The following is a 24504-nucleotide window of genomic DNA, read 5'->3' as shown; positions in this document are numbered from 1 at the left end:
GAGAACTACGATAAAATCAAAATGCCGATAATAAAATATTCAAACGCCCAACTGCATTAATTAACATTTTTCTATCAGGCTAACGAGTATTAGTTACTTAAGGAATGAATGTGGTGAGATTAATCACCACAGCATTCTTATATAAGCCATTTACTATTGAATGGAAGTAATGACTAATGCTAGCAATTAGCTAACATGAGTACTGTTTCCACTATTTGATAGTAACTTGATAAATAACAGTTCCAGTTTCACTAGGATTTAAGGCTCCGGTCATTTCCCAGCGTACTTCACCTTCATAACCCGCAATATTTGCACCATTTGGTGTTAATACATTACATGTTAAACCAGCAGGTAGAACACCAGAAGTACAATCAATCGCTAGATTTAAATCCGTATAAACAGGTGTAGTATCGAATATTGTGACTTCTGTTATTGGTCCACTACCCACATTGGTAAACTCAATAGAATATTCTAAAATATCACCCGGTTTACCGTCATTACTGGTACTTACACCAGTACCTTGAGTGATATTCTCGACTGTCTTATTGAGTTTCAACTCACCAGCACCCGCGAACGTTGCACGAACAGTATCAGTATCTATCACTTGTCGAGTGATTCCATGCCCTGTTGCAACACTATCCTCAAACGTCATATCCGCTTGAATATCATAATGATAAAGTGCATTTAATGGTGCATCAGCAGGAACAAATACTTTACTGATTAAACAAACACTACTATCACCACTTACAGCAACAGGGTTAACTATCTGACTATCCGCGCCATCAATTGAACCATTACAGTCATTATCTTGATACAGTATTGCACTCCAACCGTCATTTGCTGGCTCAGTAGAAATATTCATAACAGTAAAGTTAACACTACCTGCAGTTTCAGCTGTAAATTTATGGCTAAAGAGGACTCCCTTACCCGGCTCAATTTCAGTGAAATTATCAGGCTCCATACGTGGTTCTTTCACCTTACCAAAGTTTAAGCCTGTTAAATAATCGCCTGCGGCAGCATTAATTAACATCTGACTATCAATAACACTGGTATTGGTGACTTGAGTAAGCGCTGACACATCCGCTTCACTAATATCAATCCAATCAGCTTGTTTCACCACCTCAAGTACAAGATTTTCATTGGCAAGTGATACTGGGACGACTAATAGATAACCACCATCACCTGATGTCACTGTTGTCGCAACGATGTCTCCAGTAGTAAATCCACCAGCACCTGTACCGTTATAAATAGCACGCACGACTGTATTGCCAATACCAACTTCACCACCATCAAAAATACCATCATGAGCCGCGGTTGCGCCCGAGATACCATTATCTTCAAACACAAAACCACTGAGTACAATCTGATTAATTAACTCAAATTGGTAATCTTCTACTTCACCATCAGCGGCTTCACCTGTTGGTGAATTACACGTTGCTGCCGTACTACATAAACGGAAACGAACAAAGGTATCACCGTTATAACCTGCGGTCAGTCCTGCATCTAAATTGAAATCAAGATTCGTTGTGGCAGCTGTAATCAATTGGTCTTCAATAATCATCTCGCCACTATCAGCAAAATCACCATCGCCATTGAGATCAATAAATACATTTAAGAAGCCCGCAGCTTGTGGCACTGATACGGTGACTGGTGTAGATGTTGCAACCGTAATACTAGCAGGAAGAGTTACGCCATCTTCATCATCAGAAGCTTGAAGATCATCGCCTGTTGCATCAAGGGAGAACTGACTAACAAACTCACTGTCCCAATTAGCACCCAACGTGAGATCTTGATCGCCATCTAAGGCAGCATCACCATCATTGCCTGTATCAGAGTAATTATGGAAAGCATCACCGTAAGAAATAGGTGCATCACCATAGTCTCGTGCGTAGTAACAACCAGCAGCATCATTACCTTGAACCGAGATATCAATACCTTCAGTTACAAACATCAACTCACCAGTAATCACATTCAATTGATAAACCGCCGTCTTATCAATCAGATCGTGGGCATTATCACCATCGGTATCGTGATCACCACCATTAGCAAAGGCATAAAGCATAATACCATCATCCATAATAGTACCACCTGAACCAGCAACACCTGTATTAGCAACTGGAAGTAACCCGTTAAAGTTCACTGGATTGGTTGTTACAGCCCCTGTAGTTGGATTAATTTGAACATAATTACCACCAGATAAATCGATACCATATAACATGCCATCATTCAAACTGAATGAGAAGTCACCGCCAATGGTTGGCATTGACGATAACGAAATTGTAGTAAACGTCTGAGTATTTAAGTCAATACGAACTAGAGAGTCCCAATTACCATTCATCACATAGAGGTATTGGCCATCTGGTGATACGTCACCTCTAACAGGGAATGCAATGTTAGTACCACTGCCTGTACGAGAGAATATTTGATTATTGTTAAAGGTTGCAGAACCATTAGATGAATGGATTAACGTTTGCGGACCATCAGCTCTAATTGTACCCAGCGAAACAAACTCTGTGCCATCACGATCTGTAACAAACAGCATAATGTTTTCACCAACACTATCTCTATCAATAAATACACCATAGAACAGACCATTGAGACGATTAAAACCAACTGCATTAAAGTATCCAGCATTTGGATAACCATTCACCGTAATCGGACTCACAATATTATTGAGCTGAGCAGGATTGGTGGTTGGATCAAATTCTGCAAAATCATAACCACTGACATTATCGCCTTTAGTTTCAACAATAATGTCACAAGTGTTATTGCCATTTAAAATTGACACTAATACTCGATAATCTTCGATCTCACCATCAGGTGCTGGCCCAATAGGATCTGGGAAGACATTACCATCAGCATCTAGTGGCGTATTTGTTGTTGTATTAAAATCAGAACTAATACGTAAACGATAACCCACCACACTGTTACTGATATTTGCCCCAGAAGTACCCACATTATTCCATGTCAATGTTGCTGATGTTGCACCATTTGGCACGATAACCCATGCACTTTCATCATCATCAAATGAACCACTATTATCAAAGTCAATCCAACCAGATAAATACGCATCACTGCCTGTTGTATTTACCACAGGAACGGTTTGCGTCACAGTAGGACTTGATACATCGGCAGTAATTAATGCACTTAATACATCTTCATCATCAGGAGCAGTACCGTTATTATCATCACCTGCATAATCAGCATCTGGCTGACCATCATTTTCATTATCTGCCGCTACCGAACCAATATATAACCCTGTTTCTTCAGTTAAATGACGAGGACCATCATTAACCAACGTTGTAGGGTAACCAGTAGTTTCAGGCGCATCACCAAAATCTAACGGCAGTGGAGCGAAACGACAACGCACACCATCATTTTGGCTGGTTGCAGCATTTATCTGAGTGAAGTTGACTGCACTATAACCACCAGATGGAAGACTTGGGTCTGAAATATCAATTCGAACAATACGGCCAGGATTTGGATTTTGAGCTGCGTAGAAGAAGCCTTGATCATCAAAGTATACCGCGCCCCATCCAGTGCCAGTTTCGCCATTAATACCAACGTAACCCAAATTAATTCGCGCCCCTGTTACAGGATCAAACTTCACTAAATTTCCCGTAGGCGTTAAGGTATAAAGCATATTGTCGATAGGATTAATCGCCATATCAGCCATCACTGGAGCAGAAACTGTAATTTCACCAATTTGCTGTAAGTAAGTACTGCTATTTGGATTAACATCAATGCGATACATACTGGTGCCGCTATTATGCATCAGCAATAGAACACCGTTATCATCGATATCACCACTGTTATAGTTATTGATTGCCATCGTACTTCCTGTAATTGGTAACACGAAGGCAGATCCTGCACCATCAACCATTAAAACAGTGTCTTTATTTTTAATGTTATCGCCGATGAGTGTATTGGTAATAAAGTTATACCCCGTACCACCAAAGACACCAGTGCCTGTTGGCAGAACATCATCATATAACGGTGTTACTGTCCCCATAGCCAAATTAATACTAGTAATATCGGTTGGGCTATTACGCAACAAATAACCATCACTACTACAAGTTGGGAACGTCACAATCGTGAAATCAGCAAAGTTAACATCACTCACATCCGTTGTTAACGCAACTGATTGAATGTTAGGTGAGCTAGAATGGACATTGATTGGATCACCAATTGTCGCACCAGCATAACCACCAGCATTTGGATCTAGCGTTCCAATGGTTGGTGGACAGGTTGGATTAACTAAATCAGTTTCAAGTGCTGCTTCATAAACTTCATAGTTTCCACCAGGAATAGTCATTGAGTAAGCACCCGTTATTGCATCCGCTGTGGCAACAAAACACTCACTGGTTGTGGTGTTATAAGCAATCACAGGAACAGCAATACCAAGACCCGCTTCTGCTACATCTTTAATGCCATTTAAAGTTGGGGCGGTACTGCTGTCATCAAACACAAAACCAGACAGTTCAAAGCTACACACGGCAGGCGCTGTTGGTAATGTCGCAGTATTGATCACTTGACCATCGCCACCGTCATCGCCACATAATAACTGCCCAGAACATGTTGCAGTACCTGCACTGACATTAGCAGTAGCACCTGAACTATTAAAGATAGCTGCACCACCACCGCCACCAGCAGAGCGACCATGACCACCAGATGAACTTGCACCATTACCACCGACAGCATTAACGGTTAGTGTTGATAGAGATGCACCATCGGTGTTGTATAGCAATACAGAGCCACCCGCACCACCACCACCGGGGCTATCGCCACCAGCATTTGGTGAAGTATTACCATTGGCATTAATAGTACCTGTTCCTGTCACTGTATTAGCTGTGATATATACGATACCACCACCATCAGCGCCATCACGACCGACACCATTATTTTCTTGACCTGCACCGCCACCGCCACCAAGAGTTAAACGAGTAGGATCAGCCAGCCCAATACCTGTACCTGGTTCTCCCGGATAAAAACTGGTTGAACTTGAATAATTGCCGCCTCTACCACCAGGGCCAACGTTACCACCACCACCACCACCAGAATTAAAGTTACCACCACCACCAGCATTTGCTGGCGCGCCGATACCATTATCACCATCGCTATAGCCTAAACCACCAAGACTCACTGGGGTTCCTGCAATACCTTCACCCTTACCACCATCGATATTGGTTACAGCCATAACGTAATTAAGTCCGGTCGCAATACCATTGGCGGTATTTTTTGTACCACCACGGAAGCCTTTACCGTTAACGTCAATAATATTGCCATTAAGATCTAGAGTGCCATTAATATAAAGCGACACAATACCGCCACTAGAACCATCCCAGTCAGCAGACGTAACCGTGCCAGTTAAACGTGCATCTTCATACATTGGAATACGTACAACTTGGAAAGAACTATTTCCGTCAGTAGTAAAGTTATTCGTTAAATTTTCACTTAATACTAAAGTCGGATCGGTAAAGCTAGCCACTGTCGCAAATTCATATTGACCCGTTGTGCCGTAATCAACCCAACCACTGGCATACCCACCTGCAACACCATTACCATAACTATCGGTATTAGTGGTATCAATTGAGGCATTTTGCATCTGAATGATCATCACCCGATCACCTGGATTTAAGGTCTCTGTCGTATTACCTGTTGCCGTACCAAGCGTAATACTATTCGTGCCCGTTAATGCATTTGCCGTTACTGGGTAATAAGTATTAACCACACCCGTAATATCAACAGGTGTACCTGAAACACCTTCAATATTGCCAGAGTTCAAACATTGCGCTATCACTACCGCAGGGGTTATTGGTTGAATTGGTCCTTTTAAAATTGGAATTTGATGATCTTCAACTTCACCATTAATAGCCGTGCCGTTGTAATCATCAACAGTTAATGTTTCAGATGTAATACGCAGACGCATGTAGGTTTCAGTTGCAACAGTAGTGGTATTTATTGAAGGGAAACTTAATGACGCACTACCATCAGTAACTGCATCGGCATCAGTACAAGCAGCTAGAGCAAATTCACCACTATCAGCAAAATCACCATCAGCATTAAAGTCAACCCAAGCATAAACATTTGCACCCATATCTGCGGTGCCATTATGATCATTACAAATCACATCTTGAGTAAAGCTTGTAGCACCTTGAGATAAGAAACCAACCGTAGAGATACCATCTTCATCATTGATATTTAACGTATCATCATCGGTTGCATCACCATTATCATCAACACCGTCACCAAAGCCGTCACTATCACCGTCACCAATAACAGAACCCAAGCTTAATGTCGTATTACCAATGCGATGACGCGCACCATTACTAGTAAATAAGGTGTTATATCCTAAGGTTTCAGGCGCATCACCATAATCATAAGCAACATCAAGAATGATACGATGATCTTCAACTTCACCGTCATTCGCTACATCATGAGGCGTTGAACATACCGTTGTGGTTGAACAAATACGAACACGAACATAACTACCGCCATCAAGCACATCATTCGGTGTCGTAAAGGTTAATGTAACGTCAGTATCGTCATTCACTGCCGTAATACTCACTGGCGTTGCTGCTTCAGTCACCACATCAAACACACCATCACGATCAAAGTCTAGCCATGCATAAATAGTGGCATCAACATCAGTATGTACCCGTACCGTTAAGGTTTCTGTGCTACTTGGCTCTGCCGACATTACAGCCGGAATAGTTACACCATCCTCATCATTAACACCCGCGAAGTCATCATCTTGAGCAAGGCCATTATCATCGATACCATCCACAAAGCCGTTAGCTTCAGCATCCGTAGCATTGGTACCAAGGAAAATGGTTGCACTAGGAATATGCATTGGACCGATGCCCTCACCACTGGCATTAGTACGATCGGTTCCATAGGTATCTGGCGCATCACCTAAATCAAATGTACCCATGACAATAAGATGATCTTCAACTTCACCATTAGTGGCGATTCCACCCATTGACGATGTTGTTAACACATCATTAGTAATACGAATACGTGAATAGGTAACTCCTGCCGTTAATCCTGTTAGCCCTGTCCAATTAAAGACATATTGCACTTCTGAAGAGGCATCAGGTACGATTTGAATTTGCCCTTCGCCAGCCTCAAAGGTACCACTTTGGTCAAAATCAATCCAAACAGCGAGATAAGCAACTGATCCTGAAGTATTTGACGCTTCAACGGTAAGACTATAATCACTCGCATTAATGTTTATCGGTGAAATGACATTAACGCCATCCTCATCATCAGGAGAGGCATTGGTATCATCACCATCTGCCGTTGCTGTTGGTATACCATCAGGCTCACCATCACTGGCTTGATCGCCAAGGAATAACGACGTATCACCATAATGGAATGGACCACCGCTTCCCGCTAAGGTTAAATACGTATCTGGCGCATCACCAAAATCAACATTGTCTGACACCGAAATCGCATACCCTTCAACTTCACCATTGGTTGCCTCACCAATAGCGGTGCTACAGTCGGTAGTGGTATTACAAATTCTCACACGTATATAAACAGTATCACCGTTAGTTATCGCGGTGGTAATTGGCCATGTCAGCACTTTTATAGTATCAGTTTCACCATCAGCAACAGCGATAGTCTGCATTTCAGATGCTTCTAGATCACCGTTTTTATTCCAGTCAGCCCACGCATATACATTACCATCGGTACCCGTAGTATTGGTGGTAGTAACACGCACCGAATATTGAGTAGCGGTACTCGATAACGGTAATATCTCGACACCATCATCAGTATCACCATTGGCTGCAACCGTTGCATAGGCGTCAGTTTCACCATCTGGCGCCGTACCCATAAAGATATTGGCACCAAGTTGGTGACGAGGACCATCAAATTGGAAGGCTGTTACATAATCACCTGTCGCAGTGCCTGCCCCTGAATCAGGTAAATCATCAAAATCAAGCTCTGTATTTGAACAATTGCCATTCACATTGGCATCATCTGCTAACCAATTATTACGCGCTAAGAACGCACTTTGATCTTCGTAGTAGTCATACACAAAATCCATTAACGCTTGGTAAGGCGTAAGATTGCTTGAATAGTAATTTGGCGTGAAATAGAACTGACGCTCACCAGAACCAACCCATGGACCTGTATGCGTACGAGGATATCCATAACCACCCGTTGTGGTTGGATCGTATGGAATCAACCACGCCATCGCATCAACATTATTACAAGAGCCTGTTACCGTTGGCAGCGTATAAATCACACTACGATGATCAATACCTGTAATGGTTGATAGCGTACCCGTCGTTGCTACTGTTGCTTGGGTTGATAATGCACCAGGGCCATCAGATGGATGGAAACGAGGTAGTGTTGTTGGTCCTGAATACCCAGCAAAACCCGTTGCACTTGTACCTGGGAACCCTACTTGTTGTCCCATGTATGCATTGATACGGGTCGTGGTTGCATCAGCGAACGTATCACCTTCAACAAGAGACAGCAGTACACCACCTTGATTTCGGTAATCAAGTAACGCATCAATTTCAGCGGTTGTATCAGGGCTAGTTCCACCCGCTAGATCTGATTGATAAAGAATAAATTGATAATCACGTAACGTGAAATCAGTGGTAATATTATCTGTCGGAACAAGAAGATCGTAAGTTACATAACCAACCCCATAATTATTTTCCATGAGAGCAACAGTATTATTTGCCGTATTGGGTAATGTATATTCAATCGCACCTGAATCTTGTTGAATTAACATATGGAAGGTGACTTTATGATAATGATCTTCTATCTCACCATCAGTCGCTGCGCCTTGTGAGCGTTCATCAATGGCTGTCGCGCCATCATCAACTAAGGTATCGGTTGTTAAACGTAAACGAACATAACTATCACCAACATTACCGCCTTCGGCGTTAGATAGATTAGTCCAAGCGACACTAATTGGAAGATCCGTTGCACCATTAGCAACCGCAACGCTGGTATACTCATCAAGTTGGAATTCGCCATCTAAATCATGATCAACCCATGCATGCAGTGTTGCTGCACCGCCAGTGTTATTTGTTACCGTGGTATCAAATGACCATGTTGTCATTGACGGAGAAAGTACAGGGAAAGTAGGGGCAGTTTCATCAGCCGTAGCATTATTATCATCACCATCAGCTGCCACACTTGGTTGACCATCAACATCAGCATCAGCCGCTGTCGTACCTATATAAAGGTTTGTTGAAGGCGCATGATTGGCACCATTATTTGTAGCTAAAGTATGATAACCATCTGGGGCATCACCCCAATCTTGGGCGGTTAATACTGAGATTCTAAAGTCTTCAACCTCACCCGATGTTGCGGTGCCACCAGCATCAGAAACCGTTAAACCATCACTATTGGGCGCTAAACGTGCTCGTCCAAAATAATAGCCCGCCGTCACAGGTGTTAAACTGTTCCAACTAGGGTTATAAACAGTATTGGTTCCGTTTGAAGTCGCACTAATCACTTGCCCTTCAGCAGCATCAAAGACACCATTTTGATTCCAATCAATCCATACAATAAGATCCGCATTTGCACCTGTATTATTAAGTACATTTGCATCCAATGTATAACTGGTTGCGCTTAAGGCTAATGTCGGTAATGAAATACCATCTTCATCAGCAGTGGCTGTAATATCATCAAGTAACGCATCACTACTTCCATCAGCATCTTCACCATCAGTGGTTGCTGTACCTAAACGTAGCGTAGTACTAATAGGATGAATTGGACCACCGTCAGCAAAACGAACAAGGTATGAATCAGGGGCATCACCACCATCATATCGAACGCTATCACTCAATAAATAGTGATCTTCTATTTCACCATTTGATACGCCACCATAAGAACGAGGATCTTCATTAACGCCTGTTGCACTATCGGCTAATAATTCAGAGGTAATACGCACACGCATATAGCGATTTTGACCCGCGGCTAATCCTGTTGTTGCCGTCCAATCCAACTCTACAGAACTATTTGTTAAGCCTGTTGAGGTAACAATTGCGCCACCAGTACCAGTACCATTATCAACAAATTCATCACGATCAAACCGACCATTACCATCGAAATCAATCCAAGCATAAATATAAGCATCACTGCCTGTATTATTCGTCACCATAGCATTTGCACTATAGCTACCTTGGGTTGTGGTTAATGGTGGTAAAATTAAGCCATCTTCATCATCACTAGCTGCAAGATCATCGCCTGATGCTTGAAGTGCTATCGTCGGTGTTTGAGCATCATTATCTGCATCTGGTACTGTACCCATAAACAGATTGCTATCAACACCATGGAATGGACCACTATCTGATTGGGTTGTACGGTAATTATTAGCGCCGACATTCGCAGCCTCATCAGGTGCATCACCGTAATCAAACTCACCCACAAAGACCATGTAATCTTCAACTTCACCATCTAATGCTTGGCCAGCCCAATCATTAGCGGTGAGATCTGTCAGGTAGCTAATTCGAATACGTAATGCCATCGAGCCATTTGTTAAGCCTGAAATACCATTCCATGTTAATACTGCAGTTTTAACGCCATTAAAGTATGGAATATTATCAGTGCTAAATGGCGCATCGCCTGTCGTATCATAATTAATGGTTGATACAACTTCAGCAGCACTAAATTCACCATCTTGATTAGTATCAAGCCATGCGACTAAGGTTGCCGGATTACTGGCAAGTTCAGAGTTACGTAAAGTAACAGGCACACTATAAGAGGTGGCTGCAATCGCGATATTTGCTAATGGTTGAGATAAACCATTCTCATCATCACTGCCATTGTTATCATCCCCAGAAGCATCACTGGTTGGTTGACCATCTATGTCTGCATCAATCGTTGCCGTACCAAGATAAACGGTGGCACTATTGCTACGTCCGTGGAATGGACCATCACTGGCACTTAAGGTTTGATAAGTATCAGGCGCATCACCCATATCTTGATCACCAATATAGATTAAATGATCTTCCACCTCACCATCGCTGGCACCAAATAATGAACGAGTATCTTCTGCTGCCCCCGTATTGAGATTAGCCAACCCATCGGTTGTTAAACGGAAGCGAGTTAACGTAAACCCTGAAGTAAGGCCGGTGAAACTATTCCATGTAATATCAATAGATCCACTGGTTCCTGTTGGCACAATGACTTCTGCCACCTCATCTGAACCGAATTGACCATTACGATCCCAATCAATCCAGCCATACAACGTTGCATCTTGTCCGGTATTATTGGTGACATTAATCGCAGCAGTATAGCTACTAGGTACAGGTGAATTATCTAATGCACGTAATGTAACGCCATCTTCATCATCACTTCCGGTAGTATCATCTCCATCAGCCTTAATTGGGCCACTACTTGGATTAGCATCTGCTTCGCTATCAGGCACACTATTACCAATGTATATATCTGCATCAATAACATGATATGGGCCATCATCAGCTAAACGAGAGCGATAATCACCCGCTCCTCCCGCGGTTCCGACAGATCCATCTTCTGCATCACCAAAATCTAAATTACCAATATAAATTTGATGGTCTTCTACTTCACCATTAATTGCTTCGCCACCCCAGTCATTAGCAGTTAGAACAGAGTTAGTTAAACGTAGGCGCATATAGGTGCTACCTGCGGTTAATCCACTGATCCCTGTCCACGTTAATTGGGTTGTTGGGGTTGCACTTGTACTGGTATTGGTTGCATTTACAATCGAGGTTAATTCAGTAAACTCGCCAGCATCAGCAAAATCACCATCTTGGTTAAAATCAATCCAACCATATAAATGTGCATCACTGCCTGTCGCATTATAAAGAGGAACACCAACAGTATAGGTGGTATCTGCAACGGCTAAAATTGGGAATGGCGTAAGATCATCTGCATTTTCATCATCAATACCGTCAGTATCATCCCCTACCGCACCATTAGATGGCTGACCATCTTGGTCATGACCGTTATCATGATTATTACTTCTGATATATAAGTTAGCGGTATTATGACGATGGTAAGGTCCACCACTGGTATATAGAGTGTCATAAGTATCAGGAGCATCACCACCGTCATAGGTTTCTACTCGAATATAATAATCTTCAACTTCACCATCACCCGCGCCACCATAAGAACGGGGATCTTCAACTAGGGTGCCTAGTTCAGTATCGGCTAATAAATCGGTAGTAAAACGAATACGAATATAAACATCAGTGCCAGTAGCGATACCTGGGAACGAATTCCAAGTTAAGTTTGTTGTTGTGTTAGTGTTACCGGTATTAATTTCTCTAGGCTCAGCGGTATTACCACCAAAGAATTCATCACGATCAAATCGACCATTGCGATCAAAATCAATCCAAGCATACAGGTACCCTTTACTGCCACTATTATTGGTTACCGTCACAGGAATATTGTAGGTCGTATTGGTGTTGTTTAATGGTGGAATAAACGCGCCATCTTCATCATTACTGCCCGTAATATTATCACCTAGAGCAAAGGCAGTGGTTGGGTCATTGGCATCACTTTCACTATCGAGTAAAGCACCCATCAATATCGTATTATCGATACCATGATAAGCACCGTTATCACTCAGAGTGGTTCGGTAGTTATTAACACCTATGTTAGCCGCACTATCAATGGCATCACCAAAATCAAATTGACCAACATAAACGACATAATCTTCAACTTCACCACCTTGGGCAATACCACCCCAATCGTTGGCGGTTAAACTGGTATTAGCAACACGAATACGCAGCCCCATTGAACCTTGTGTTAATCCTGAAATACCGTTCCAAGTCAATGTCACTTTATTGGTTAAGTTATTACTGCTGGTTGGCAAATTATCAGACGCAAATGTAGCGTTACTAAATGGTGTACTTGTCGCAACGACATTTAGATCATCGACAACCTCATCTGCACTAAAGCTACCATCTTGATTGGTATCTAACCAAGCGACTAACGTTGCATTAGAGCCCGAGTAGTTGTAAACCGCAAGATCAACACTGTAGCTAGTAATACTGGTAGCAACTGTGGTCAATGGCTCAACTAATCCAGTCTCATCATCAACACCCGTATTATCATCACCTAATGCCGCTGCATCTGGGTACGCTTGATCGTCATCATCAATATTATTAGCACCTAGATACAGGTTACTAACATAGTAATGCGCAGGACCACCGCTAACAGGTAAAGTTAAGTATGAATCAGGCAAATCACCTAAATCAGTATTCTCTGCCGTGACAAAGAAGTCTTCTACTTCACCATCTTGAGCTGCACCTAACGAGCGCTCATCAACAGTTGCTGTTGCATCGCCATCAGTGAGTAGCTCCGTTGTTAATCGTAATCGTACCCCATAAGTTCTTGCATCTACTAATGCGGTGTCTGTCGTAAAGGTAACGGTATAAGTTTCTGTACCCGTACTGGCTGGAATGGTTATCACGCCATTACTTATCGCTTGCGTTGAACCACTGCTATTAATAGATGCCTGTGCAATCTCATCATTTTCAAAACTACCATCGCGATCCCAATCAATCCATGCATATAAATATGCGGTAGAAGTTGAACTATTTGTCACCGTAATATTGGTGTCGTAATTATCACCAGCATCTAAATCAGGTAAGGCAATATTCGCTAAGGCATTTTCATCATCAATCCCCGTGATATTATCACCTGTCGCATCTGTACTCTGAGGGGTTGCGCCATCAACATCAGGTGCTACCGTGCCTAGGTATAAATTAGGCTCAGCGGCAACATTATGATAAGGCCCACCAAAGGTTAGATTCGTTTGATAATTATTTGCCGCCGTTGCTGAAGAAGTATCGGGTAAATCACCTAAATCTTGACCACCGATTTGAATCATAAAGTCTTCGACTTCACCATCAGATGCACGACCACCAGTATCAGTTGCTGTTAATGGATCGGTCGTTAAACGGAAACGAATAAAGGTATTACCAACAGAAAGGTTTTGCATCTGATTTGAATCGAAAGAATAAGTATAAACACCATTCTGAGCCGTAGGAATAATATCAACTCGACCTTCAATTTCATCAAAAATACCATTACGGTTACTGTCAATCCAACCCGCTAGATAGGCATCATTACCGGTTGTATTACGTACTGTGAGCTCTAAGCTATGGCTTGAACCGTTAATCGGAATTGAAGTTAATGGCTGGCTGGTACCATTTTCATCATCACTACCATTATTATCATCACCAAGAGCATCAACAGACGCTAATACAATTTCATCACCATCAATAGTTGAAGTACCTAAATATAAATTGGTGTTATTAGTAATAATATGGTGTGGGCCACCAAGCAGTGGATCAACTAAATAGCTCGCAGGCGCATCACCTAAATCTTGTAAGCCAAAGAAAATACTATGATCTTCAACTTCACCACCCGCTTCACCACCTAATGAGGAAATATCACTGATTTGCCCCACTAAACGGTTAGTTAAACGTAAACGCACAAATGAGGTTGTGTTGTTGGTAACAGCAGGAATCGTCGCCCACTCAAGTTCTACAGGCGTATTACTTGATCCCGTTGGCACAACTGCAATTTGTCCTTCACTATCATCAAATTGACCATTTCGATTGAAATCGATCCACACCGCCAAGGTAGCAATATTACCCGTCGTATTTGTAACTGGCACAGTAATTTTGTATGAATCCATACCATTAAATAATGGCGGTAATGTAATTGGTCCTTCATCATCAGTTGCATCAAGATCATCGGCAGTTGCGGTTATATCTTGTAATGTTCCATCATCAATATCAGGCGCCGTATTACCAATATACAAACCATCTACGAATAAATGATAAGGGCCAAAATAGTTATAGAGTGTTTGATAGTTATTCGCCGCCGTTGCTGAAGAGGTATCTGGCGCATCACCAAAATCGGGATCGCCTACATAAACATAATGATCCTCAACTTCACCATTTTTGGCAATTCCACCCCAATCTGTCGCCGTTAAAATATCAGATGTTAAACGAAGGCGTAACGCCATATCACCTGTTGTTTGCCCACTGATACCAGCCCATGTTAACTGAGTCGTTGGGGCTGTTTGTGCTGAAGTATTGGTTCCATTAACAAGCCCTTCAAGTGAAGCAAACTCGCCAGCATCATCAAAATCACCATCTTGATTTAAATCTAACCAAGCATAAAGATTTGCGTCAGCCCCTGTTGCGTTATAAAGCGGAACCCCTACGGTATAACTGGTATCCGTCAATGTTAAAATAGGCAGTGGAACTAAACTGTCAGCATTTTCATCATCAGTGCCATCGTTATCATCACCATTTGCAGCAGCCGTTGGTTGTCCATCTTCATCATGATTATTATCATGGGTTGCATCTCGAATATATAAATTCGCATTGGTATGATAATGAGCTGGACCGCCGTTACTGTATGATGTTTGATAGCTTTCAGGTAAATCACCACCATCATAGGTATCGACACGTAAATAATAGTCTTCAACTTCACCATCAACTGCACCACCAAATGAACGTGGATCTTCCGTTGTTCCTGTAACCGCATCACTTAATAACTCACTGGTTAAACGAACACGCACATAAACATCGGTGTTATTAGCAATACCAGGGAAACTATTCCAATTAATATTGGCGACAAAATTAGACACGCCTGAATTTACAACTATCGGCGCGCCCGCTGCACCACCCGCAAATTCATCACGATCGAAACGACCATTACGATCAAAATCTATCCATGCATAAATATATGCATCACTGCCTGTATTATTGGTTACAACCGAGCGCACCCCATAATTAGTCACTGAGTTATGTAATGGCATAATAAAGACGCCATCTTCATCATCACCATTAACATCATCATCGTCACCCAATGCCAGTATCGCAGGTGCATTGGCGTCATTTTCTGTATCAGGTGCCGCAGCGCCTAAATAAAGATTATTATTCAGACCATGATAAGGGCCGCCATCATTTAACGTGGTTCGATAATTATTAGCTGCAACGCCATTTGTAGTATCTGGCGCATCACCAAAATCATAATCACCAATAAAGATTTGATGATCTTCTACTTCCCCATTAAGAGCAAAACCGCCCCAGTCACTAGCCGTTAACGTGTCATTAGTTAAACGAATACGGACATAAGTACTGCCTTGGGTTAAGCCACCAATACCATTCCAAACTAACTCAGTTGTCGGTGCCGTTTGATTTAAGGTATTGGTACCATTAATGATGTTTTCTAGTGAGGTAAATTCACCCGCATCAGCAAAATCACCATCTTGGTTAAAATCAATCCATGCATAAAGATTAGCATTAACGCCAGTTCCATTATAAAGCGGAACTCCTAACGTATATGTCGTATCTGAAACACCGAGCAATGGAATCTTTGTTAAGGAATCAACATCTTCATCATCAACACCATCATTATCATCACCATTAGCGCCTACTGTTGGCAAACCATCGGTATCATGAGCATCATCATGGGTTGCACTACGAATATAAAGATTGGCATTAACATGATAATGGGCAGGGCCATCACTTAGGTATAACGTGTCATATGAATCTGGCGCATCACCACCATCATAAGTATCAACACGAATATAATAATCTTCAACTTCACCATCTGTAACACCACCATAAGAGCGAGGATCTTCCGTTGTACCGGTTACTGAATCGGATAATAAATCAGTAGTAATACGGAACCGTGCATAAACATCAGTATTCACCGCAATACCAGGGAAACTATCCCAAATGGCATCAAGTGTGGCACTTGTTGTTCCTGTTGCTATTGTGATTGGAGAACCAGCCGCGCCTCCTACAAATTCATCACGGTCGAATCGACCATTGCGGTCAAAGTCAATCCACGCATAAAGGTAAGCATTAGCGCCACTATTATTGGTTGCTGTTACCGGAAGAGCATAAGTCGTTGCGGTATTGTGTAACGGTAAAATAAAGACACCATCTTCATCATCACCGTTCACATCTTGATCATCACCTAATGCATATATGGCTGGTGTATTAGCATTATTTTCAGTATCTGGCGCGGCAGCACCTAAATAAACAGCCGCATCTAAACCATGGTAAGCACCTTGATCATTAAAGTTAGTCCGGTAATTATTCGCACTCACTCCGTTTGCAGTATCTGGTGCATCACCAAAATCAAAATCACCAATAAATATTTGATGATCTTCAACTTCACCATTTAAAGCGATACCACCCCAATCATCGGCCGTTAAAATATCACTGGTTAAACGAATACGAACAAAAGTACTACCTTGAGTTAACCCTGAAATACCCGTCCAAGTTAATTCGGTTGTTGGCGTTGTTTGTGCTGAAGTATTGGTACTATTCACAAGATTTTCTAATGATGTAAATTCACCAGCATCTGCAAAATCACCATCTTGGTTAAAATCAATCCAAGCATAAAGATGAGCATCGGCACCTGTTCCATTATAAAGTGGCACACCTAAGGTATAGGTAGTATCTAATACCCCTAATAATGGAATACGCGTTAGAGAATCCGCATTTTCATCATCTGTTCCATCGTTATCATCACCATCACCATTTGGCGTTGGTTGGCCGTCGGTATCATGAATATTGTCATGAGTCGCATCACGAATATACAAGTTGAGATTATTGTGATAATGCGACGGACCATTGCTGGTATATAACGTATCGTAACTATCTGGCGCATCACCACCATCATAGGTATCAACCCGTAAATAATAATCTTCAACTTCACCATCAGTGGCAATACCAAATGAACGCGGATCTTCGGCAGTGCCTGTCGCTGAATCAGTTAATACATCAGAGGTTAAACGTAAACGAATATAGACATCAGTATTAATGGCAATACCAGGAAAACTATTCCATGAAATAGTGACGTTACCATTGTTGGTGCCTGTCGGTACGGTTATCGGAACTCCCGCTGAGCCACCAGCAAATTCATCGCGATCAAAACCTGTTGTACGGTCAAAATCAATCCATGCATAAATATATGCATCACTACCAGTATTATTGGTAACCGTAACAGGTAAATCATATGACGTTGCACTTGAATGAAGTGGAATTAACAGCGCGCCATCTTCATCATCACCATTGGCATCAAGATCATCACCATCGGCACTGTTGGCGGGATTATTCGCATCTTGCTCAGCATCAATAGCGGCACCGAAGAACAGTTGGTTGTTAAGACCATGACGAGGGCCATCATCGTTGAGCAAAGTACGGTGATTATTAGCAGCAACACCTACACCAGTATCTGGCGCATCACCAAAATCATAGCTACCAACAAGAACATAATGATCTTCGACCTCACCATCAGGTGCTGCACCGCCCCAACCTGTATTAGCTAACCCTGCGGTGGTATAACGTAAACGCAGTGCTGCATTACCATCGCTTTGTCCTAAAATACCCGTAAACGTTAATGTAATCGGTGATGATACTGTTGTACCTGTTGGTACTGTTACTGCAACATATTCTGCCGCTTCAAACTGGTTATTTTGATTCCAATCTAACCAACCATAAAGGTAAGCATCAACACCAGTATTATTACGAACTGGCACTTGTACAGAATAATTGGTCGCTGTTAACGGTAAAATAGGGGTTGGAGTACTAAAGGCATTTTCATCATCACTGCCAGTGAGATCATCACCATCCGCATTTGGCGTTGGTTGACCATCCCCATCACTATCAATAGTCGCATTACCAATATAGAGATTACTAATATTACTTAGACCATGATAAGGACCGCCACTAAGACCTAACGTATCAAAACTATCTGGTAAATCACCAAAATCTTGATCGGCAACTTGTAGAGCATAATCTTCAACTTCACCGCCATCAACATAACCATAAGAGCGTGGATCTTCAACAGCCCCTGTCACAGCATCAGTTAGTGCAACCGGCGATAAACGGGTACGCAAATATACCGTGGTATTATTAGTCGGTGGTGTAATTGTCCCCCAAGATAATGGCATCGCAGTTGCACTTACGCCGTTTGCAACAACTATCGCGCCACCTGGACCTGCACCATTTGAAATAAACTCATCACGATCAAATTCACCATCACGGTTCACATCTAACCATGCATATAAATAAGCGTCAGCACCAGAAGTATTCGTCACCGTTGTTTGCGTATTATAAGCCGTTGCACCACTGGTTAACGGTTGAATCAATAAACTGTCTTCATCATCAATACCGTCTGAATTATCACCTGATGCGGTGGTATTTTGTAAACCATCAACTTCGGTATCAGTTGCGTTTGCACCTAAAAATAAATCATCATCAATAGAGTGACGAGGGCCATCATCAGCTAACGTGGTTCGATAATTACCAGTACCAATTCCCACACCAGTATCTGGCGCATCACCAAAATCAATACTGATGATCACTTCACCATAGTCTTCAACTTCACCGTCAATACTTGAACCGTTCGGTGTATTACAATCACCAGATGAACATAACCGGAAGCGTGCATAGGTATTGCCTAAAATAGCATTCACAGGCGTCGTTATGGTATAAGTTGTCATACCAACGGTGGCAGTTGTATTACTAATTATCTGTTCGTTTGCATCATCCCAGTCACCGTCTCGGTTCCAGTCAATCCAGCCATAAACATGGAAGCTAGTACCTGCATAATCAGGATCTTTACCAATTGTAACCTCAATATCACGGTCACGATTGAGCACATAAATACCATTCGCAGTCACGCCATCTTCATCAGCAAGATCAACTAAATTATCACCATCGGCGATAGTAGTAGGCTGCCCATCAATATCAGTATCTAATAACACCCCTAAAAACAGATCGGGGTTATTATCAGTATCACCATCAATAACAATATGGTTGGCACCACCATTAGCTCTTAATGTTTGGTAATCACCCATTGCGGTTGACATCGATGTATCAGGTGCATCCCCCCAGTCTTTATTATCAACATCAACAACAATATTGGCACTAAATTCTGAAGTATCTTGTAATTCACCACTCCCACCCGTTGTCGTACGTTGAGCAATGACAGTAATTTCATCGCCAACATTAATGCTCGACGTTGCAAATAAACTATCAAACGTTGAACCTGATTGGCCCGTAATGCTGCCTAAATATGTTAAGCCTTCACCTGCATTTAACCCATCACTACCCAATTCACCGGTACCAACACTCGCTTTATAGACTTCAAAAGTAAATTCACCCGAGGCACACATATCACCAATAACACGTAGATTTGCACCTTCTAAAAAAGCATAAGTAATTTGTGGGCGAGCTAAATTATTATTGGCACCTGTTCCGGTGTCGTTATTACATAAATCAGTATTTAATGAAACGCCTTCACCCGTTGCGAGATTATGAAGGTCAATGGCATTATCAGTATTATTATCAAAACTATTTTTAGTAATTAAATACCCTTCAATATTGGTATTACCATCAATAGAAACCCCTGAATCACCATTATTATGAATAATATTACATTCGATTATCGATAGCTGACCACTTTGGAAATGCACTCCATTATCGTCCGCATTTTGAATGTCATTACTGGTGATAGTTTGGAATAAATCAACATTTGATGTATTACGTTGATATATTGCATCACTGGTTGCATCACGCATTATATTACCAGCGATATTAAGATAAGCAGGCACACCGTAACGAATATAAACATTGTGATACGGTGTTGCAGTGGTCGAGGTTGAACCCAATAATTGATTTTGTATTACTTGCCAATTAACAACATTGGTTTGGCTATTTAGATTATTTAAGGTGATATTATTATGCGCTGTTTTTATTGCGTTATAACGAATAATACCACTGTCACCATTAAGCGAGCCATTACCTGCATTTGCAATCGCAATACCCGCACACCCTAATGATGTACCACAGGTTTCTTGGCCAATAACCGCATCATTACCCGCAGGATCAATACCAATTAAGTTTTGCTCAATTAAGGTGTCAGTAATGCCCGCCGAGTAAATATTAATACCTAAAGAACCACCCGTCAGAGAGACATTTCGTACTGTCGTATTATCCGCATTAATAATTAATAATTCAGCGGCATAAGCACTGGCGTTAGTTGGCATATCAATTTGTAATTCAGGTTTTGCTAATGCAGGAATGGTTTCAACACTACACCCATCAGAGCTACCGACGGTTTGCACTTCTGAATAATTACCTGAATTTGAATCGATGATCGTTGTACCGTCAGCATTGCTGTATGCCGTACCATCAATGATAGTATTTGCGCCATTAGTACCCGATATTGTAGTTAAAGAGGTCGTTGGAGAAACAACCCACCAATCGCCAGCAGGATCAGTATCGTTTGCAGGAACTGTTGGTACAAAACGCATTTCATTAGCGCCAACAATTCTGTTGGCATTAATAATAAATTGATTTAAAGAACCTTGCGTTGATGTATTGGTATTAGTAACAACGTTATATGAGAAACCAAAATCAACATTGGTCTGATTGGTTGAAGTAAATGATAAATCAACCTTAGATATGTGTTCGCGCGTAGTTGAGTTGGTGGTGACATCAGCGCGATCGCCATCGATACCACCATAACAAGCGCCAGAAGTGGTTAAAGGTGTATCGCCTGAAGTTGCATCACCATTGCTATCACAAAAAGCATTAGTGTAGGTATTACTGGCCGCATATGTTTGTTCAGAAACCGCAGTGCTATTCGTCGGTGGTGCAGTTGCGACAAAATAGGTATCAATCGGTAGCTCAGTGAAAGAATAAGCACCACTTGAGGTAGTCACTTGCTGTAGATAAGTATCGCCCGCACTCGGCACGCCATCATTATCATCATCTCGATAAAGTCTTACTATTACTTCATTTGGCGTTACGCTATCAGAGGAAATATCACTATCACCATTTTCATCTAAATAAACTGTACCGCTAATATCAAAACAACCAATACAGAATCGATAATCTTCCACTTCACCACTATCAACTGTGGTTGAAATTGTTGACGTCGTTAATGCCGCATTTGAGATTCTAAACCGAGAGAAAAAATATCCAGTATTACTTCGATCTGCCACATCAACAATATAATCGACATTACACGTAAAGTTAGATCCTGATGTATTAGTACAATCTGCATTAGAAGAGCCTGCACCAGGGACCGTTATTGCGACACCTTCATCAGCTTGAAAGGCATTATCTTGATCCCAATCAACCCAGCCTACAAAAGTACGCGGTGAACCGGTATTGTTATAAACGCTAGCAGAAACTGAAACGGCCCCTGTGCCGGCATCAATTTCAGACTGAGGAAAGCCCGTTATACCATCATCAAAGGAATCTGCATTTGCTAACGTACTATTGCGATTTGCAGTTTCAAAATTGACATTCGTCCCAAAACGCAAATTAATTCCGGTTAAATCGACATTATGACGAGCGACACCATAACTACTTGGTGCATCAGTCGCTTCAAAGTTACACGCGTAGCCTGATGTATTTACTCTTACGCCACCATCATCACCGGCTCCAGCTGATGAACCACCAGAGGCTGGTGTTTGGGTCCCTTCAATTTGAATACTGGTAATCGATGTCATCCAAGAAGGTAATAATATTTGTGAACCATGTGAATATTGATCAAATCCAGTGACACCAACATTGCCGCCACCGCTTTGCATTGATGCGCCACCCTGAGCCGATAAGTTGGCTGTATTTTGACTATCATTTGGCGTAACTAATTGCGCTACTGTTGTCCCATTAACTTTTAATCGAATGGTAATAGATTCAGTGTAGTCCCCGCGTCCCGTCCACTGATTACCGTTGTTCCACCCCCAATTGGCACTAATAATTATTCGACCACCAGAGCCAGTACCGCCGGTTAAATTAGTATTATAAACCCCGATATTTCGAGTTCCCCAGCCATTACCGCCATCACCATCAAAATAATATTGTCCGCCTGACGTTGTCGGTGAGGCATAGCTTTGAGAACACTGTTGAGCTTGAGCAATCGAGGTGTTGAACAACAACCCACCACAAAAGCAAACAAGTATTAATACTCTATGGATAATTTTGATCTTTTCCATAACTCAACCAACGTAGTTAATCAGGGAACGAAATAGAATGCAAAAACCACGCCTGTTATTTAAACACATTTATTGATAGGTATTAATGAGTAGCGGAAGGTCTAAAATAAGCAGAGTATCAATTAAAGAAACATCATAAAAAACATATAAAATATACTTTTTTAAAATAAAAAAGTTATCGATTATTTATAATAAGCAATGACACTATTCTATGAAATAATGTCATTGTTTAATTACATATTTAATTTGCACGTATTTCTCGCAAATAGCGATAAATAGTATGAATAGAAATATCTAACCCTTTAGCAGCAATTTGTGCACTGTCTTTGAGATCAAAAACCCCCAAATCATGTAAGCGTGTCACAATTTCTCGGCTTTTCTTTGAAGGCGGAATAGAAGTATCACTGGTAACCTGCTCTCGAACATTTTCAATGGAGCTATGCATCATTTCATCATTATTACGAGCAAACGTTTCTGCAGTAACACCATGATCACAATAAGTACCAATTGTTGGCATTAAACTATGGATCATAGACTGAAATGGTGCATCTAAATCAAAGTTAACACAGAGTAAACCAATCGCTTGCTGCTGCTTATTACGGATAACAGTTGTTAATGAACGTAACATTCTACCGTCAGGCGCTTTAGTAATATAAGCGTCAGAAACATCTTTACCTTCATTTAATTTAACTAATGCAATATTAGTGATCGGCGCACCAACTTCACGTCCCGTAATATAGCCATTGGCAATCTTCATAATTGACGGATTACGCGCGTCTAAACAATGCAATAAGACTTCGGTATGCTCCCCCCACATTGCTGCAATCCCATCAACAATATTTTCCATGGCACGAAGAATATCATAATCACTTTCTGTCAATTCATGCATTTTTTCTACCTTTTCTAAGCATCAAACCCTTCAACAAACAGCATTATTATCTTATCAATATTTCAGCAGACATAATATCAATGATTACAGTATATGTGTTTTCTATTCGATATATTAATATCTTACCAATATACATCAAAATGATACCAGCATTATAAATGCTAATATTTTAGTGACCTATTGTGATTAGTATTATCATGACTAAAATAAAAAAATCCCGACCTAGGCCGGGATTATTTATTTAATTATGGAAGAACATTTACATATAAAGTAAACATTCAACTCATTAACTAAATTAGATAAAACGGATTTTAACCGCTTTAAGCTTATTACTTGAATCATCTAACGTAAATTCAACCATGCTACCAGATGAAGGCTGTGAACGACTGCAAACTTGAGACGCGTCAAAACGAATATCGCCACCAAGATCGCTAGTAATTAAACCAATTTTTTCAACTGGGTTGAAGCTACGAATAATACCTGTTTGTGAAGTCATAGTTTATATTTCCTTTACGCCCAAATATTGCTTTCTTATCAGCATTTATATTTGAGGCTATCAATTTGAGTTTAAATAGTTATATACCAAATAGTTAATTAACCTTGG

At 41.4% G+C, this 24504-nt stretch carries 3 protein-coding genes; all 3 read right to left on the bottom strand.

From position 1 onward, the window contains the following. Positions 1-211 precede the first annotated feature (211 nt). The 3 genes from ACJZU6_RS17235 to ACJZU6_RS17225 all read right to left on the bottom strand — a co-directional run bounded on the left by ACJZU6_RS17235 (position 212) and on the right by ACJZU6_RS17225 (position 24396). Positions 212-23011 carry a GEVED domain-containing protein gene (locus ACJZU6_RS17235; RefSeq protein ID WP_408901497.1) on the bottom strand — a complete coding sequence of 7600 codons (22800 nt, stop codon included), beginning with the start codon at positions 23009-23011 and terminating at the stop codon, positions 212-214. 241 nt (positions 23012-23252) lie between these two features. After that, positions 23253-23900, bottom strand: a complete 648-nt coding sequence (locus ACJZU6_RS17230; protein WP_408901496.1) for a transcriptional regulator — start codon at positions 23898-23900, stop codon at positions 23253-23255. 295 nt (positions 23901-24195) lie between these two features. Beyond that, on the bottom strand, positions 24196-24396 hold the full coding sequence (locus ACJZU6_RS17225) for a hypothetical protein (RefSeq protein WP_036792228.1): 201 nt from the start codon (positions 24394-24396) through the stop codon (positions 24196-24198). Positions 24397-24504 lie beyond the last annotated feature (108 nt).

Origin of the sequence: Photobacterium piscicola, from assembly GCF_046058925.1 — a bacterium.
Lineage (GTDB): Bacteria > Pseudomonadota > Gammaproteobacteria > Enterobacterales > Vibrionaceae > Photobacterium > Photobacterium piscicola.
This window is presented reverse-complemented; position numbering and strand designations above follow the sequence as displayed.

What these genes read in the sequence shown, in the direction of transcription:
- ACJZU6_RS17235 (WP_408901497.1), bottom strand. Translation starts at nt 23,011, where the DNA reads ATGGAAAAGATCAAAATTATCCATAGAGTATTAATACTTGTTTGCTTT.
- ACJZU6_RS17230 (WP_408901496.1), bottom strand. Translation starts at nt 23,900, where the DNA reads ATGCATGAATTGACAGAAAGTGATTATGATATTCTTCGTGCCATGGAA.
- ACJZU6_RS17225 (WP_036792228.1), bottom strand. Translation starts at nt 24,396, where the DNA reads ATGACTTCACAAACAGGTATTATTCGTAGCTTCAACCCAGTTGAAAAA.